This window comes from Paenibacillus sp. MER 99-2, assembly GCF_023714095.1.
Lineage (GTDB): Bacteria > Bacillota > Bacilli > Paenibacillales > Paenibacillaceae > Paenibacillus.
This window is the reverse complement of the sequence record NZ_JAMAUZ010000001.1, coordinates 751,260-768,314: the sequence shown is the minus strand read 5'-3', so window position 1 is coordinate 768,314 and position 17,055 is coordinate 751,260. Positions and strand designations below refer to the sequence as shown.

Here is a 17,055-nt window from a genome sequence, read left to right as displayed (position 1 = left end):
CCCCTCCTTCTTGGCTAGGTGAACACTAAGACTCTACAGAGAACAAGTAATAATAAACTGGCTGTCCTCCAGCATGTACCTCTACTTCAGCATCTGGATACTGCTCTTCGAGCCATGCAACCAGCGCAGTTGTAACCTCAGAAGACGCCTCTTCCCCTTCGAGCAGGGTAACAACCTCGTCTCCACTCTCTAACATGCGTGTAAGCAAACCTTGGCATGCCTGCAACAGATCTTCGTCCGTAGCCACAATTTTGGAGTTGTGAATCCCAATATAATGACCTTCCTTAATATCCAGTTCATCATATTGGGTATCTCTCACCGCATGGGTCACTTGACCCGATTGCACTCGTGAAAGAGCATCTAGCATCTGATCCCGGTTCACCTCTGCCGATTCATCTTCCTGGAACGCAAAAGCAGCAGCCATGCCTTGTGGAATGGTCTTACTTGGAATTACAGTAATACGGCGTTCGTCCTCCAGCAATTCACGTGCCTGCTCTGCAGCAAGTACGATATTAGAATTGTTCGGCAAAATAAAAATCTGTTCCGCTGCGATTGAACGCACCGCTTTCACAAAATCCTCCGTGCTCGGATTCATTGTCTGACCACCAGACAAAACGACATCCACACCAAGGCTACGGAAAATCTCAGCAATACCTTCACCTGAAGATACAGCGATAAATCCATACGGTGCCATCTCATCCGCAGGTGGTACAGCTTCCTCGAGACCACGCGACGCTTCTGGTGGAATCTCCGCAAACAGTTCAGGCGAAGGAGCGATATCCATACCTGCAGTAAGCAGATCTCTATGCTGCTCACGCATGTTCAGAATGTGAATCTGCGTAATTTCACCATAGCGTAGAGCCAGGTTCAGTACATCGCCAGGCGTCTTGGAATGCACATGCACTTTGATGACTTCATCATCGGCAATAATGATAATGGAGTCTCCGTTCACTGATAACGCTTTCTCGAAAACTTCCTCATCGAATGTTACTCCTGCGTTGTCGCCAAGCTGACGGTTAATGAAAAATTCCATATCGTACAGGAATTCAATATCTTCCGTAACAAGTCTTGCTTGTGCCGATAAAGGCATCTCTGGCGCGATAACCTGTTGTATAGGCTTCGCAGGTGTTACTTCCGGCTTCGCAGCAGGTTTGAGAGCAGAAGACGCCACCGAAGGTGAAACTTCTTTTGGCAAAGTCGTCAGACTTCCTCCATCTTGCTGCAACAGAACTTCCATGAAGCCTTCGTAAATATATACAAGCCCCTGACCACCTGAATCCACAACCCCTACCTGTTTCAGTACAGGCAGCAATTCTGGAGTCATCGCCAGTGCTTCTTTTGCTTTTAACAATACTTCATTCATTAATTCAGTGATATCATTCGTCCGTCTAGCGTAATAGTTCGCATGCTTAGCAGCTTCCTTAGCTACGGTCAGAATGGTGCCTTCTACAGGCTTTACCACTGCTTTGTATGCTGCATCCACACCGTTCTGGAGGGCTGCCGCAAATTGGATTGTATTCAGTTCCTCATAAGGCGCAGCAGAACGGCTGAATCCTCGGAACAATTGCGATAAAATAACTCCTGAATTGCCGCGAGCACCCATAAGCAAGCCTTTCGATAAAATACCAGCAGCTTCTCCGATTGAGGCGGAGCTCTTGCGTTTAATCTCAGCGACTCCTGCACTCATTGTCAAATTCATGTTCGTTCCCGTGTCGCCATCTGGCACAGGGAACACATTCAGGGAATTGACGTGCTCTGCATGCTGCCCAAGTTGTTCCGCTCCGGCAAGTACCATTGCGGTGAAATCTGTTCCATTTAAAGAACGTATACTCAAGTGAGAATTCCCCTTCCTAGCTTGATACACGAACATCTTGCACCAAGATGTTATCTGGTCTGTTCATGCGTTAACGCTATCGCGTTATTCTTCGTCCATACCTTGTCCGGCATAGGCATATAATACAACATGTCAGCCGGGTTTAACGGTCTGGGCGGCCTGACCACCGATATCCTGCAACCAATTACAGCCCCAAGTTCGGGGCATACGGATATGCACCGGTATCGAGAGCCGGCATGAATGCCGCATGGAGACTGGTGCCAATGATGGAATGCCGCAGCGCGCAGCGTTGCCAAAAAGCAGACCCCCGACCTTTAAGGCCGGTCTTTTCTCCGGCTTCCCCGCGGCAAAAGCCTGTTCACCGCTGTATTATGGACTATTCAACATTGTACTATATTAGACAGGAGAAATAAATAAAGTTTTTGGATCAGTTGACGAAGCTTTTTTCAATATGATATTATATTCAAGTATTGTTTTAGGCAGGTTTAGTAATGGAAATGATCCGGCGATGCTGGCTTGAACAACCCATTAGCTACTGGAAACTGACTTTTTCTAGTCAGGTAGAACAATTTAGTCCTTGTGGAATGACTTTCGTCTCTCCGAAGGCACTGGTTATTTTAGGATAGGAGGTGTAATCTATGTCTCGCAAATGTTATGTGACAGGTAAGAAACCGGGCACCGGTAACCACGTATCCCACGCTAACAACCGTAACCGTCGTTCTTGGGGCGTAAACGTTCAGAAGGTCCGCATTCTCGTGAACGGCAAACCGAAACGTGTATACGTAAGCACCCGTGCACTGAAAGCCGGTAAAGTGACTCGCGTATAATCACGCAAAGCTACTATAAATCGGATAAGCAAAAAGCACCTTGTCTATTGCAGGTGCTTTTTTGGTATTTAAACATGAAAGCCCCCACCTTAAACACCATAGACATGTGAATGGCCGCCGCATCGTGCTTCGAAAGCTACTTTCCAGATCGCTCTGAAGCCAACAAAGCGGCGGTATTCGCATTGTAATGGATCAGTTCTTTTGAAACGTATTAAGAATCGCCTTCACAAACCCTCCCAAAAACTTCGGCAGTTTGAACGTGTAAAATTTCATACTTCACCCTCCCCATCATGCTCATACATCCGCCGTATCCTATGCTCCATGCCTTCTCCACCGCAAACACGACAAAAAAGGCTACATGAGAAACCTGCTCATGTAACCATATTTATGCGGAACTACCTGTCCCTATTCCATAATGACGAGCCTGAAACACGGCATTTACATCTGAGTCGGAACAAATTGATAGACAGCGATCATGAATACACTCATTAAGTAGTAGAGTATGCTAAAAATGACAAATGTAACCCGAAGTCTCGTTCGGTCAAATTTACGGAAGTACAAAATGACAATCCCAACCCCTAGTAGAGAGGTGAATGCATTAAAAGGAGATTGTACTACCGCAAATAAAGCAAGTACTAATCCTGTAACGAGACTTGCAGCCATGGTCCACAGCGTCTCCTTCAGATTCATGTTTATCCCCCGTAGCTGTTGCGAATTTCAGTAATTGCAGCTGCACGATCTTCACGTCCAAATACTGCACTTCCTGCAACGAGTACATCCGCGCCAGCTTCCACCACGAGTGGAGCCGTATCCGCAGCAATCCCGCCATCGACCTCAATATGAACGTCATGACGGCCTTTTTCATTCAGCCAACTGCGAATCTGCTTGATTTTGTTCATTGTTCCTGAGATGAAGGCTTGTCCACCAAACCCTGGGTTAACCGTCATAACAAGCACCAGATCCACATCATCAAGAACTTCCTGAATCGCACTAGCAGGTGTACCCGGGTTCAAAGCAACGCCCGCTTTTACACCCTGTTCTTTAATCAAATGAATAACACGGTGCAGGTGCACACAAGCTTCAGCATGAACGGTAATGACCGCAGCGCCAGCTTTGGCAAACTCCTCAATATACCGCTCAGGGTTCTCAATCATCAAATGCACATCAAGTGGCAAGCTTGTATGAGGCGCAATGGCTTTTACAATTGCAGGGCCTAGCGTAATATTAGGGACAAAGTGACCGTCCATGACATCAACGTGAATCCAGTCTCCACCTGCGGTTTGAGCTTCCGCTACCTCTGCACCAAGACGGGCAAAATCAGCAGATAAAATGGATGGGGCAATTTTAATCATGTTAGTACCTCCGCTTCTTGTCTTTCATTTCTGTTAGAAACAACACATAGTGCCGGTACCGGCTTTCTGCGATTAGTCCTTCTTCCTTAGCTTCAAGTACCTTGCATGATGGTTCATGGGTATGTGTACAGCCTCGGAATTTGCACTGCTCTGCATACTGGGCAAATTCACGGAAACAGGTGGAAAGCTCCTCTACACCAATCTCTAGAAAGTCCAGCTGGCTGAATCCAGGCGTATCAGCAACAAAGCCGCCATTATCCAGTGGAATCAACTCCACGTGCCTAGTGGTATGTCTGCCTCGTCCTAGACGAATGCTAATCTCACTCGTTTCCAGCGTAAGACCTGGCATCAAGGCATTCAGCATAGAAGACTTCCCTACCCCGGATTGACCTGCAAATACGCTAATCTGACCTGCAAGACGTTCCTTCAGCAGTTCACTACCTTCCCCGGTTCGCGAACTGGTCGAGATGACCTCGTAACCAATCTGTTCGTAGAGCGCCTTCACTTCAGCAACAGTATCTTTATCATCTGCTCCGGGGTCAGCTAGATCTTGCTTCGTTACCACGATTAGCGCATCCAGTCCTGCCTGTTCAATATGAACAAGGAACTTGTCCAGCAGATTCAGATTCATATCCGGTTCCTTGACGGAGAACAGGAGAACAGCGAGATTTACATTAGCCACAGGCGGACGGATCAGTTCCGTCTCACGCTGTTTAATTTCATCTACTGTCCCTTCCCCATTCTCAGTCAACATGTAGCTAACACGGTCACCCACAAGCGGTGAAGTGCCTCGCTTTCTAAAAATGCCTCTAGCTCGACATTGAACGGCAGAGCCTTCAACCGAAGGCACCCCGTTATCTTCCAGTGGCATGACATAGTAGTAACCGCTTAGCGCTTTAACGATAATACCTTCAGGCATAGCTCCGTCGCCCTCCTTTGAATTGGCAATACGATTGTACAAATTCCAGACATACGATCTTCAGTCAACTTTTAAGACCTTTAATTCGGCTAAACGTCAGCAATAAGCCGTCCTTTAAGGACGGCTTGATGCATTAACAACTTCCTTGGCTCTACCCTTAGCCTTACCATTGCCATTTCCATTTCCTGGATTCATCGCAGAGGTATCTCCCTCTTCGTTGTCACTTTCACCATCCGCAGGTGTTGACTCAGGTTCACCTTCCTGGTTGGTTTCTGTATTATCCTCTTCCACATTTCCTGGATCCGGCTGTTGCTCATCCGGTGGTGGCTGCACGCCCCCCTCAGGCTCAATGGAAGGCACCGTAACGGTTCCATTCTTGGCATCGATGTAGCTAACAAGGTACGTATCAAGGAATTTCCCATCCCGATAGACGGACACAGCGCCATTCTCATTTGGTGCAAGTACCAGTGGGATCGTCAACGCTTGATTGGACTTGTTGATGGTACGCGTTCCCCACTCTTGGTTTTTGCCACGTGCATCTTCAAATGTAATTCGAATACTGCTGTTTTTGCCCTCTTCTTTTGGTGAGACATTAATATTAAATGAGTACTCTAACGCTTCTGGTGGATATCCTGTACTAATGTAAATGGTAATATTGTCACCAGGATTAACCTCTGCACCCGCTTCGTAAGGCCATTGTTGCGTTACTTTACCGCGGTCAATGGTATAACTCGATTCCTCTTGAACCTGTGCCAGCGTTAATCCAGCGGATTTGAGCAGCCGCTCCGCCTCACTGCGGGTTTGATTTTTGAGATCAGGCATTTTAACCGTTTCAGCGCCTTTACTTACGGTTAAAACAATTTGAACCTCTTCCGGATCAAAATCTTCATTAACTCCAGGTGTCTGGGAGATTACGTTTCCGGATTGGACTTCATTGGAGTGTTCATCCTTACGCTGGATCTGATCCTCCTTGATTCCTAAAGCGGTCAGACTCTTCACAGCAGCATCATAGGAGGAGCCTTTGACATCTATCATTTTGGTTGGCTCTTTCTCCATGCTGACACTGAGCTGAATCTCAGAGCCCTCTTTGACGACATCGCCTTCTTTTCTACTCTGGTCAAAGACAATGCCTGGATCGAAACCTTCTTCATGGGCGCGAATGACCTCATTACTTACGACAAGGCCACTATCTTCCAAGATCTTGCGGGCATTTTCTTCAGTCTCGTTAATGACACTAGGCACCGTTATTTCAGGTACAACGAGCATACCCTTGACGTACCACACCACGCCGACCATAGCTATCAGAATTAGAAGTGTCAACGAAATAAGCAGCGTTGGCTTTTTCCAATTCTTTGTTTTGCCCTTCTCTTTGCCTTCCTCAGCGTCAGATTCCATAACAGGAACTGCACCCGTTGAAGTTACACCACGCGGTTCAGGCTTGATTGCAGGCATGACACGTGTTTGATCAATATCATCCTCATCCGGAAAATCAATCTTCGTTTCATTGCGACGCTCTGGCATCAAACAAGTTTCCAGATCTGTCTGCATTTCTTTTGCCGATTGATACCGCTCGTGCGGGTTTTTACGCATCGATTTCAGAATTACATTTTCCACACTTTGCGGAATCAATGGATTGAATTTGCGTGGTTCATCGAATTCTTCCTGCAGATGCTTCAACGCGACGCTAATTGGACTCTCTCCCAAAAACGGAAGCTGCCCAGTCAGCATTTGATAGAGTACGATACCAAGAGAATATAAGTCCGATTTTTCACCTGTTACGATGCCTTTGGCATGCTCAGGCGAGAAATAATGAACAGAACCGATTACAGAACCCGTCTGGGTAATTGTCGTTGAGGTTACGGCACGAGCAATTCCGAAATCCGTCACCTTCACACGCCCATTACGTCCAATCAATATGTTATGCGGTTTAATATCCCGATGAATAATTTGATTATGATGTGCATGATCCAGGGCATCTGCAATCTGGGAAGCAATACGAACTGCTTCATCGACTTGCAGAGGCGCCCTTTCCTTTATAATTTCATTCAGGTTTTTGCCTTCGACGTATTCCATAACAATGTAATGCACATCATCTTCTTGCCCTACATCATAGATACTCACTACGTTAGGGTGAGACAATGATGCAGCAGACTGTGCTTCTCTACGGAAACGTCGAATAAACTCTTCGTCATGGACGAATTGCTGTCTCAACACTTTGATCGCGACATTTCGATTCAGCAGAAGATCCTGTGCTTTATATACAAGCGCCATGCCGCCACCACCGACACGCTCAATCACTTCATAGCGTCCGCCTAACTGGTGCCCAATCATGACTCGCACCCCGTTTCAGCAACTACGGAATTATCCTCTTGAATCTCGAACAACGCAACCGTGATGTTATCATCTCCACCAGCAAGCAGTGCAAGCTGAAGTAGACGATCCGCTCGTTCCTCCAGAGGAAGATCCAGATTGCCAGCAACTTGAATGAGCTGCTCATTGCTGACCAGGTTGCTTAACCCATCACTGCATAACAACAGGACTTCGCCCTCTTCCAGCTTAACAGGATCTAAATCTACCTTTACCTCAGCATCTGTGCCAAGTGCACGAGTCAGTACGTTACGACGTGGATGGTGCGTAGCGTCTTCCTTCTTAATGATCCCGTTCTTCAACAGGTCATTGACAAGCGTGTGATCTTCTGTCAACTGGGTCAATGATTTGTTGGCAATTTTGTAAGCGCGGCTATCACCGATATGACCGATAACACCCTCAGCATCATTTAATAAGGCGGCAACAACTGTCGTCCCCATATTATGGTACTTTTCATCTGCAGATGCTGTACGGAATATAACCTCATTGGCATGCAGAATCGCGTCGCTGAGAGCAGCAGACAAAGAGGCATGCGACAACCCCGGTTCTAATGTCCCCAGATCGCTCACGAGTGTCTCCACCGCAAGACGACTTGCGGTATCTCCCGCAAGATGTCCGCCCATGCCATCGGCAACAATCCCTAAGATATAACCTGTTTCCAAATTGCGAATCCAAGCTGAATCTTCATTAACCGAACGTACACGTCCGATATGGCTCACCTGAACTGTTTTGATCAAAACGTTCTCACCTCAACTCCATATGCTTGGCACGAAGCTGACCGCAAGCGGCAGCAATATCATGTCCCTGTTCACGACGAATCGTTACATTGACGCCTTGCTCCGAGAGGATTCTCTGGAAGTTAAATATATCGCTTCGTGATGTTCTTACGTATTTGCGCTCAGGTACGTGGTTGACCGGAATCAAGTTAACATGACACAGCATGTTCTTGAGCACACCCGCTAGTTCAGCAGCATGTTCAGGCTGATCATTAACTCCGCCAATCAGGGCGTACTCAAACGTGATTCTACGACCTGTTTTGGCCAGATAATAACGCAAGGATTCCATTACGTCTTCAAACGGGAAACGACGGTTGACCGGCATCAATTTGGAACGAAGCGCATCATTCGGTGCGTGAATGGAGATCGCCAGGTTGATCTGTGTATCTTCATCCGCAAACTTGTAGATGTTCGGTACGATTCCGCTCGTAGATACGGTAATGTGACGTTGACCGATATTCAATCCTTTTTCATGAATCATTGTGCGCAGGAAGGTCATCGTAGCTTCATAGTTTTCAAATGGTTCACCTGAACCCATAATAACAATGCTGCTGACACGCTCGCCACGTTCATCCAAGATTTTCTGTGCCTGTACCACTTGAGCAGTAATCTCTCCAGCCGTAAGGTTACGTTTGAGACCACCCAGAGTAGATGCACAGAAGGTACAACCAATTCGGCAACCGACCTGTGTCGTTACACAGATGCTGTTTCCATAGTTGTGCTTCATAATAACTGTCTCAATGGCATGATCATCATGCAGACCAAACAGGAACTTAACCGTTCCATCCTTGGATTCAAATTTCGTAATTTCTGTGAGCGTTACAAATTCGAATTGTTCTGTCAATTTTTCACGTAGTGCCTTCGGTAAGTTACTCATTTCATTGAAATCATTCACACGTTTCACGTAGATCCAGTCAAAAATCTGACCCCCACGAAACGCAGGCTCCCCGTTATTAACAGCCCACTGCTGCAGCTCTTCTAGGGAATAATCATATATAAAAGGTTTCATTTTGTTTTCAACACCTATTCCTTCTTTTCTTGTCGTTAGACTTCCTTCTTATCGTTCCATTCGTCCTATTCTATCATAAAGACCACTTTACATCCATGTATACCCTCGAAGCACACACTTCATGCATTATAACACCTCTATGCGTCCCTCGCACCCTTACATCGTTCGTCTATCACGAAAATTATCCACTTCTACCGCTGAATCATGCGATTTTGGAGTGATCATATTTTCATTATCACCCCATAAAAAAGACATGCTTCTCACAAAGAAATCCGCCGAAGTTTCCCTCGGCGGCTCTTGCTCAAGCGCTATACAATTGATCCATTCGCTGTACGAATTAAACGGGCAATGTAAAAACCGTCGCTGTGTGCATATTGCGGCAAAATCTGCACACCTCCATTTACGGATTTCCATTCAGCCAATGACGTATCAGACCATGTCGAATCAGCTGCTTCGAATTCTGGGTGACGTTGCAAGAAATCAGACACCATCATTTCATTCTCCGCTGGTTCAATCGTACATGTGCTGTATACCAGCACCCCTCCTGGCTTCAAAAGTGGAGCTACACGATCCAGCAACTCACGCTGTAGGCCGGAAATATCTTCGATATCTTCAGGAGACTTGGTCCATTTGACATCTGGCTTACGACGGATAACACCAAGACCCGAGCATGGCGCATCCAGCAAAATCCGATCAAATGAAGCTTCAGCATAGCGTTCATTCAGATCAAGTGCATCACCGGTAACGGCATCAATACAGCCCAATCCCAGACGATCCGCCTGATCCATAATCAATTGACGTTTATGCGCATGCAGATCATTCGCTATAATTCGTCCACGATCCTGCATTTTCTCAGCCATATGGGCTGTCTTGCCACCAGGAGCCGCACAGCAATCGAGTACGGTTTGTCCTTCTTCGGGTGCGACCGCTTCAGCCACCAGCATGGAACTCTCATCCTGCACAGATAACAGACCATCCCGATACCAGGATGTAAGAGCCATATTGCCTCCGCTAAGCACCAGAATACCATCAGGACTTAATCGGGAAGGCTCTACGTTAGCTCCTGTGTTCTCCATCTCACGCATCAGTTTCTCTCGCGTTGTCATCGTTGTATTCACACGAACACTGACAGCAGGAGGTTCATTATTGGCACGGCAGATGGCCTCTGCTGTCTCTTCGCCATATTGAGCGATCCAGCGCTCTACCATCCAGAGCGGATGTGAGTGCTCCAGCGTAATCCGCTCAGCAGCAGGTAGATGTTCCGGTATTCGAAGCTCATCACGATTACGAATCATATTCCGCAAAACGCCATTCACCATACCAGATATACCTTGGTGACCCAGCTTTTTCGCCAGATTCACCGCTTCACTGACAACTGCATGCTCAGGAATTCGATCCAGATATAACATCTGATACACACTAATCCGTAACAAGCTTCTTACCCACGGCTGTAACTTAGACACACCTTTGGCTACGTAACGTTCCAAATAATAATCCAGTGTGTTCCGCCTTGCGATTGTTCCATAGACTAATTCGGTCGCCAGACCTACGTCTGCTGGGCTTAGATCTGCCTCTTTTAATCGGCGATTCAACTCTAAATTGCTGTATGCGCCGTCTTGTTCAACTGCACTAAGTACCTTTACGGCAACGTTACGGGCAGATGTTTTGGGAGCAGACGAACGTTCAGTCCCTCGTGAAGCAGGCCTAGCAGCACTTCTATTTTGAGTATGCGCAGGTTTACCGCTGTTTTGGCTTTTCTTAGAGTGGATATGATTCGTTGAATTTTGCGTTTGTTTCCCCTGACCTGAGGCACGACCTGATGTATTTCCGTTCATCGTAGCACCGTGCCTGGTTTCAAGGTACCACCACGACCAAAGTCTGCAGCTTTCATCACTTTTTTACCTGCTGGCTGAACTTCGGTTAACCAGAGTGAACCGCTGCCTGTTGACACCTCGATACCATTAGCACCCAGTTGCAGAACAGTTCCTGGTTCAGTCTGACCCGTTTGAGCAGTTCCCCGCGCATCTGGATGATTCGGATTCGTCGCTGCCCAGACTTTGAAGACTTGATCATCCCACATGGTGAATGCTCCAGAGAACGGCACCAGACCACGGATCTGATTAAACAGCTCTCGTGAGGAGCGATTCCAGTCTAGTTTTTCATCTTCACGAGTCAGATTGCGGGCATACGAAGCTTCGGCATCATCCTGAGGGACAGCCGTTGTTTCCCCTGCAATTAATCTAGGCATTTCTTCCTGCAGCAGTTTGGATCCTGCGTCACTTAGCTTGATAAACATCGAGCCTGATGTATCTTCATCCGTAATCGGCACCTCCACGCGTGAGATCATGTCTCCGGTGTCCAGTCCTTCTGCCATATACATGAGCGTTACTCCAGTAACCGATTCCCCATTGATGATGGAGCGTTGAATCGGAGCACCTCCGCGATATTTAGGCAAAAGTGATCCATGTACGTTCACACAACCGCGAACAGGCATGTCCAACACGGCTTTGGGCAGAATCTGCCCAAATGCTGCGGTAACAATGAGATCAGGCTTCCACTCTGCAAGCCGAGCCACTGCTTCTGGATCACGAAGTTTAACCGGTTGAAATACAGGCAGGCCATGACGCTCGGCTGCAGCTTTCACAGGTGTTGGTGTAAGTACTTTTTTGCGGCCTTGTGGTTTATCCGGCTGTGTTACGACACCGACCACGTTGTACCCTTCCGCAATCAGCATATCTAGAGAAGGAACAGCAAAATCTGGAGTTCCCATAAAAACAATATTCAAATCCATCACTCCTTAATTACGTCGAGGTCCTGTCTGATCTGCAGAAATTTCGTACACTTTCTCGGCAATATCAGTAAAGAGCACTCCATCCAAATGATCAATTTCATGTTGGAATGCGCGGGACAACAAGCCGCTGCCCGTAATAATCAGTTCATTACCTTCACGATCCAGTCCTTTAACGGTCACCGTCTCAAAGCGACGCACATCCCCATTAATTCCAGGAATACTCAGGCAACCTTCTGGTCCAAACTGCTCACCTTCACTTGAGATAATTTCAGGATTAATCATTTTGATCAACCCCTGCTCATCTCCAGCATCAATGACAATCAAACGTTTCAGAATACCTACTTGTGGCGCCGCAAGCCCTACACCCTCAGCGTCGTACATCGTATCTGCCATATCATCCAGCAGCTTTTGTACATTCGGTGTTACCTTCGTTACTTCCTTAGCTCTTTTGTGTAGCACTTCATCCGGTTCTTTCACGATAATGCGAATCGACATGTTGTAAGCACCTTCCTAATCCTCATCATAATTTCAAGACATCAGGCTATGTAGTCAAACATCCAGCCATGATGCATGTTTTTACTATTCTATGTTTATACCGCCTGTTTACATTAACATTTGCGGGTCTACATCAAGACTAATTAGCAACTTCTGCGCTTGCACATCATCGTCCATACGCCGAGCTGTCGCTAGAGCGAGCCCAATTGCGTCTACATCCCCACGCCATTTTATCATACATTGGAATCTGTATCTATTCTTGATCCGCGGAATCGGGGAGGCTACAGGTCCGAGTACGTCAAAGGCTTCGTTGCTAAACCGATCTAGACTCCCTAACCAGCCTGCTGCGTTTGCGCGTTCTTTTAACATTCGAGTATAGTTTTCGGCTAGTCGAATAAGTACAGGTAGCTGCTCATGTGAAAAAGTAACCAGAATAAGCCGACAATACGGCGGATATTGAAGATTACGTCGATGTAGCAATTCTTCACGAACAAACGATATATAATCGTGCTGGCTAGCATGACCGATTGAGTAATGCTCCGGCGTATAAGATTGCACAAAAACTTCACCTGGAAGCTGATGTCGTCCTGCCCTGCCGGCAACTTGCGTTAGCAGTTGGAATGTTTTTTCCGCAGCTCGGAAATCAGGCAAATTCAATGCCGAATCTGCTGTAATGACCCCTACCAGCGTCACATCTGGGAAGTCGAGCCCTTTAGCGACCATCTGTGTACCCAGCAGGACATCTGCCTTTTTCTCCCGAAACTGTTTCAGCAGCTTCTCGTGTGAACCCTTCTCCGTTGTTGTATCCACATCCATCCGAATGACGCGAATACCAGGGAATAACTTCGCGAGCTCTTCCTCTACACGTTGGGTTCCTGTTCCGAAATATCGAATGTGCTCACTACCACAATCCGGACACACTTCTGGAGCCGCTTCCGCATAACCACAATAGTGACAACGAAGATTATTGGAGCGTTGGTGATACGTCAGGGAAATATCGCACTCCGGGCAACCGGCTACATATCCACAGCTTCGGCACATCACAAAAGTAGAGTATCCACGGCGGTTTAGAAGTAAAACGGTTTGTTCTCCACGTTCCAAGCGTTCCTCTATACCTTTGTGCAGTGCACGGCTGAACATCGAACGATTGCCATCCTTGAGTTCCTCACGCATATCAACAATGCGTACGTCAGGCAAGTTATTACCAAGCGCCCGCGTTGGCATCTCCAGCAGGAGAGGTGCGAATTCATCATTACTTTGAGAACGAGCAGCATAATAACTTTCCAGCGAGGGCGTAGCAGAACCTAGAACCACAACGGCCTGGTGCTGCTGAGCTCTTTTCACCGCAACATCACGGGCATGATATTTGGGCGTTTCCTCTTGTTTGTAGGAGGTCTCATGCTCCTCGTCCATAATAATCAATCCAAGGCGACTGAACGGTGCGAACACCGCAGATCGGGCACCAATCGCCACCTTGACCTGACCCTCTCTAATTTTACGCCACTCATCGTAACGTTCCCCACCCGACAGACGACTGTGCATGACCGCAACTTGGTTACCAAAGCGCCCTTTGAAACGCTCAACCATCTGAGGAGTCAAGGCAATTTCAGGTACAAGCACGATGGCCTGCCGATCCTGATCAATGCACTGCTGTATCGTTTGCAGATAGACTTCCGTTTTGCCACTTCCCGTAACACCATGAAGCAAAAAGACGCCGTGGCGTCTCTCCATTAATCTACCATTGATGCTATCATACACATGTTGCTGTTCTGGCGTGAGCGAGAGCGGTTCGGTCGCCCGAAACTTTCTGCCCTGATATGGATCACGAAAGACTTCAACGTCCTCTGTTACGAGTAATCCCTTCTCTTCCAGTCCTTTGACAGTGGCCGCAGACACCTGAAGTGTTGACAACAATTCTTTCATGGGCATAGGTAACAGTTCTTTCATCTGGAGCAAAAAGGACAATACTTCCTTCTGACGCTGAGCCTTCGCCGGGAATGCATCAAGCGCTTCTTGTGCTGCCATCGCATCAACCGCAAGATCCACCGATTTCATCGTTTTTTTGCCCATTTTGTCCTTGATGGCCTGGCTTTCCAGCAACACGCCACCCAGGAGCAGTTTTTTGATCAAGGACGCATGATTTGGGTACTTTCGACTAAGCTGTTGAAGCGGGACTTGTCCACGACTCTGTACGAACCGAATGATGTCCTGCTGTACCTTTTCTGTGGTCGATTCTTCTCCCCATACAAAAAGAACCTCTTCATTCGGCGACGAACTCGCCGACGTAGTATCCAGTCCATCTCCAATGGAGATGTAACGCTCTGCCTTCCCTTTTAAAGCTGTCGGTACCATCACCTGTAATGATAAAATGCGATTGCTCGCATAACGCTCACTCATCCAGTCCGCGAGTTCCACCAGATCTTTGGATAAGGGCGGAACAAGATCCAGCAGCTCCTGAACGGGCTTAAGCTTGAATGTCTCATTTCCGGTGCGAGGTACAAGATCAACGACGAATCCTTGCACCGTTCGATGTCCAAAAGGTACCCCAACCCGACTGCCAATTTCGATCCATTCACGCATTGATTCTGGCACAAGATAATCAAAAGGTCGGTCGGTTTCCTTCACAGGAACATCGACAATCACCTTGGCGATTTCCATATTAATTCCCCCCGGCAATGCGCTCCGCCGCAATTGAAAGCAACTGGCGTGCCACGTCTTCCTTGGCCACCACCTGAAGCTCTTCTACCAAACCCTCACGGTCATAAATATTCACCGCATTGGTGTCTGTTCCAAATCCTACACCTGCACGGGTGACATCATTGGCTACGATCAGATCACAGTTTTTCCGTTCCAGTTTTTCTCGTGCATACCGTTCAATATCATTCGTCTCTGCTGCAAAACCGATCAAAAATTGATGGGTCTTCTGCTTCCCTAATGTTTCGAGAATATCTATATTTTTAATAAGTTCAAGCGATAATGTATCACCTGTTTTCTTCATCTTTTCCTTATAAACTTCCTTTGGACGATAATCAGCCACAGCCGCTGCCTTAACTACAATATCGGCGTCATCCCATTGTCGTAGGACAGCAGCATACATTTCATCAGCAGACTGTACCTGTATCACCTGCACATTCGCAGGCGGGCTAACCTGTGTATTGCCCATGATTAGCGTGACTTCAGCTCCAAGCTCCTGCGCAACTGCCGCAATCGCAAAGCCCATCTTGCCTGAAGAGTCATTCGTAATGTAGCGAACAGGGTCAATACGTTCAATGGTTCCTCCCGCTGTGACAACCACTTTTTTTCCTGTTAATTGCTGTGGTTCTATAGTAGTTTGTGTCGTCGTTTGCTTAGTTGCTGGTGCCGAAACGTAGGAGACCTGTCCAGCATTGTTACCACTCGCTTTGTTAGCAAAAAATTGTTCAACCACATCAACGATTGTATCTGGTTCCTCCAGCCTTCCTTTGCCTACATAACCACACGCTAATTGCCCTTCGCTCGGCTCAATCATTAACGTTCCACGCTGGACTAGTAAATTCATGTTATGTTGCACAGCCGGGTGGTCATACATATGAACATTCATAGCTGGTGCAATCATTACTGGAGCAGTTGTAGCTAGGAGCGTGGTTGATAACATATCATCCGCCATACCATGTGCCATCTTCGCAATCACATTGGCGGTAGCTGGAGCCACCAATACGAGATCTGCCAGATCAGCTAAATGGATATGTGAAACAACCGATGGTTCACGCTCATCAAACGTATCGCTATAAACAACATTACGCGTCAACGTTTGCAGCGTTAACTCCGTAATAAACTGTTTGGCAGACTCCGTCATGATGACATGGACATCCGCCCCTCTTTGCACAAGTCTACTGCATAGCGTTGCTGCTTTGTAAGCTGCGATTCCTCCTGTAACTCCAAGCACGATCTTTTTGCCGTTCAACATGTTATTTCCCCCAGTCTATGCGACATTTAAACGCTGAATAGGAATCTATCTCGTAATCCCTTTAGAGGTTGTTCAAAAAGTCCGCTTTTGATTACGAAGGATGCCTGAAGGCATCTCAGCGTCGAAGATGGGATTCAGCCGAAATGTCCGTTGCTCACGTAGGTTTGCCTACGCTCCGCTACTCCATTTCTACCTTCATCCCATCTTCTCGGTACTGAAAACCGACCTTTTTGAACACGTACCTTTGGTTCGTTATGAAAAGAATCCAAATAGAGAAAAAAATAACAACCTCGCGGTTGTCAAATAAATCCGGCTTACGCCGTATGCAGTTGAAGAGCAGCCGCTAACGGCTTACTCTTCCTCTTCTTCGTCCTGTCCTTTGATGACAACGAGCAAGTCACCATAAATCTCTTCAAGCGCAACGCCAACCTGCTTATTAGATTTTGCATTTCTCAGATCGGATTTTTCGCCTTCGCGAAGTTGTCTAGCCCGGCGAGAAGCAGCAACAACAAGAGAATACTTGCTGTCGACTTTGTTCATCATTTCATCAATAGAAGGATACAGCATAGTTACAAAACACCTCTTTACATTAGTATAATCACCTTTCACCGCCAGACCGAACTTCATGAGGTTGTTCCTATCTGAACACACCTACACAGTCCAGTCTGTATGCGTCATCCACACCAACACGTTCTTCTATATATATCCTATGACTTTAGTCGTGTGGAATATCGCATGC

General features: G+C 47.1%; 15 protein-coding genes. 1 reads left to right on the top strand and 14 read right to left on the bottom strand.

Features of this window, described 5'->3' with window-relative positions; translation table 11 throughout:
• Nucleotides 1-25 precede the first annotated feature (25 nt).
• Entirely contained in the window at nucleotides 26-1,834 is a 1,809-nt protein-coding gene (locus tag M3636_RS03470; protein ID WP_251381283.1) for a DAK2 domain-containing protein, read from the bottom strand.
• Between the two features lie 638 nt (nucleotides 1,835-2,472).
• Here M3636_RS03470 and rpmB point away from each other — a divergent pair.
• Nucleotides 2,473-2,661, top strand: coding sequence for a 50S ribosomal protein L28 (rpmB, locus tag M3636_RS03465; RefSeq protein WP_024631107.1), 189 nt, complete (start codon nucleotides 2,473-2,475; stop codon nucleotides 2,659-2,661).
• 192 nt (nucleotides 2,662-2,853) lie between these two features.
• On the opposite strand, the gene spoVM is transcribed toward rpmB, so the two are convergent.
• The 13 genes from spoVM to rpoZ all read right to left on the bottom strand — a co-directional run bounded on the left by spoVM (nucleotide 2,854) and on the right by rpoZ (nucleotide 16,883).
• Entirely contained in the window at nucleotides 2,854-2,934 is an 81-nt protein-coding gene (gene spoVM / locus M3636_RS03460) for a stage V sporulation protein SpoVM (protein ID WP_019424875.1), read from the bottom strand.
• Between the two features lie 165 nt (nucleotides 2,935-3,099).
• The gene (locus M3636_RS03455) at nucleotides 3,100-3,351 is read right to left on the bottom strand and encodes a hypothetical protein (RefSeq protein WP_056696385.1); all 252 of its coding nucleotides are present in this window, start codon (nucleotides 3,349-3,351) and stop codon (nucleotides 3,100-3,102) included.
• Between the two features lie 2 nt (nucleotides 3,352-3,353).
• Nucleotides 3,354-4,013: a ribulose-phosphate 3-epimerase gene (gene rpe / locus M3636_RS03450; RefSeq protein ID WP_145408438.1), complete on the bottom strand. Its 660-nt coding sequence runs from the start codon at nucleotides 4,011-4,013 to the stop codon at nucleotides 3,354-3,356.
• A 1-nt stretch (nucleotide 4,014) separates the two neighbouring features.
• Nucleotides 4,015-4,932: a ribosome small subunit-dependent GTPase A gene (gene rsgA, locus M3636_RS03445; protein ID WP_251381282.1), complete on the bottom strand. Its 918-nt coding sequence runs from the start codon at nucleotides 4,930-4,932 to the stop codon at nucleotides 4,015-4,017.
• A gap of 114 nt (nucleotides 4,933-5,046) precedes the next feature.
• Nucleotides 5,047-7,263, bottom strand: coding sequence for a Stk1 family PASTA domain-containing Ser/Thr kinase (gene pknB / locus M3636_RS03440; protein ID WP_251381281.1), 2,217 nt, complete (start codon nucleotides 7,261-7,263; stop codon nucleotides 5,047-5,049).
• Nucleotides 7,260-8,036, bottom strand: coding sequence for a Stp1/IreP family PP2C-type Ser/Thr phosphatase (locus tag M3636_RS03435; RefSeq protein WP_145408440.1), 777 nt, complete (start codon nucleotides 8,034-8,036; stop codon nucleotides 7,260-7,262). The genes pknB and M3636_RS03435 overlap by 4 nt, the downstream gene beginning before the upstream one ends.
• 7 nt (nucleotides 8,037-8,043) lie before the next feature.
• The gene (gene rlmN, locus M3636_RS03430; protein ID WP_056696377.1) at nucleotides 8,044-9,084 is read right to left on the bottom strand and encodes a dual-specificity RNA methyltransferase RlmN; all 1,041 of its coding nucleotides are present in this window, start codon (nucleotides 9,082-9,084) and stop codon (nucleotides 8,044-8,046) included.
• Nucleotides 9,085-9,392: 308 nt separating this feature from the next.
• Entirely contained in the window at nucleotides 9,393-10,919 is a 1,527-nt protein-coding gene (rsmB, locus tag M3636_RS03425; RefSeq protein WP_251381280.1) for a 16S rRNA (cytosine(967)-C(5))-methyltransferase RsmB, read from the bottom strand.
• On the bottom strand, nucleotides 10,916-11,875 hold the full coding sequence (gene fmt / locus M3636_RS03420; protein ID WP_251381279.1) for a methionyl-tRNA formyltransferase: 960 nt from the start codon (nucleotides 11,873-11,875) through the stop codon (nucleotides 10,916-10,918). Before fmt ends, rsmB begins: the two co-directional genes overlap by 4 nt.
• A gap of 6 nt (nucleotides 11,876-11,881) precedes the next feature.
• Nucleotides 11,882-12,370: a peptide deformylase gene (gene def, locus M3636_RS03415; RefSeq protein ID WP_056696370.1), complete on the bottom strand. Its 489-nt coding sequence runs from the start codon at nucleotides 12,368-12,370 to the stop codon at nucleotides 11,882-11,884.
• A gap of 108 nt (nucleotides 12,371-12,478) precedes the next feature.
• Nucleotides 12,479-15,028 (bottom strand): primosomal protein N', encoded by a 2,550-nt coding sequence (gene priA, locus M3636_RS03410; RefSeq protein WP_251381278.1) that lies wholly within the window; start codon nucleotides 15,026-15,028, stop codon nucleotides 12,479-12,481.
• A gap of 1 nt (nucleotide 15,029) precedes the next feature.
• Nucleotides 15,030-16,316: a bifunctional phosphopantothenoylcysteine decarboxylase/phosphopantothenate--cysteine ligase CoaBC gene (gene coaBC, locus M3636_RS03405; RefSeq protein ID WP_251381277.1), complete on the bottom strand. Its 1,287-nt coding sequence runs from the start codon at nucleotides 16,314-16,316 to the stop codon at nucleotides 15,030-15,032.
• A gap of 351 nt (nucleotides 16,317-16,667) precedes the next feature.
• Nucleotides 16,668-16,883, bottom strand: coding sequence for a DNA-directed RNA polymerase subunit omega (rpoZ, locus tag M3636_RS03400; protein WP_056696365.1), 216 nt, complete (start codon nucleotides 16,881-16,883; stop codon nucleotides 16,668-16,670).
• Between the last annotated feature and the right edge of the window lie 172 nt (nucleotides 16,884-17,055).

Excerpts from the sequence above, each read along its gene's own strand:
- rpe (WP_145408438.1), bottom strand. The coding sequence starts at position 4,013 with ATGATTAAAATTGCCCCATCCATTTTATCTGCTGATTTTGCCCGTCTT.
- def (WP_056696370.1), bottom strand. The coding sequence starts at position 12,370 with ATGTCGATTCGCATTATCGTGAAAGAACCGGATGAAGTGCTACACAAA.
- coaBC (WP_251381277.1), bottom strand. The coding sequence starts at position 16,316 with ATGTTGAACGGCAAAAAGATCGTGCTTGGAGTTACAGGAGGAATCGCA.
- rsmB (WP_251381280.1), bottom strand. The coding sequence starts at position 10,919 with ATGAACGGAAATACATCAGGTCGTGCCTCAGGTCAGGGGAAACAAACG.
- pknB (WP_251381281.1), bottom strand. The coding sequence starts at position 7,263 with ATGATTGGGCACCAGTTAGGCGGACGCTATGAAGTGATTGAGCGTGTC.
- fmt (WP_251381279.1), bottom strand. The coding sequence starts at position 11,875 with ATGGATTTGAATATTGTTTTTATGGGAACTCCAGATTTTGCTGTTCCT.
- spoVM (WP_019424875.1), bottom strand. The coding sequence starts at position 2,934 with ATGAAATTTTACACGTTCAAACTGCCGAAGTTTTTGGGAGGGTTTGTG.
- rlmN (WP_056696377.1), bottom strand. The coding sequence starts at position 9,084 with ATGAAACCTTTTATATATGATTATTCCCTAGAAGAGCTGCAGCAGTGG.
- M3636_RS03455 (WP_056696385.1), bottom strand. The coding sequence starts at position 3,351 with ATGAATCTGAAGGAGACGCTGTGGACCATGGCTGCAAGTCTCGTTACA.
- rsgA (WP_251381282.1), bottom strand. The coding sequence starts at position 4,932 with ATGCCTGAAGGTATTATCGTTAAAGCGCTAAGCGGTTACTACTATGTC.
- priA (WP_251381278.1), bottom strand. The coding sequence starts at position 15,028 with ATGGAAATCGCCAAGGTGATTGTCGATGTTCCTGTGAAGGAAACCGAC.
- rpmB (WP_024631107.1), top strand. The coding sequence starts at position 2,473 with ATGTCTCGCAAATGTTATGTGACAGGTAAGAAACCGGGCACCGGTAAC.
- rpoZ (WP_056696365.1), bottom strand. The coding sequence starts at position 16,883 with ATGCTGTATCCTTCTATTGATGAAATGATGAACAAAGTCGACAGCAAG.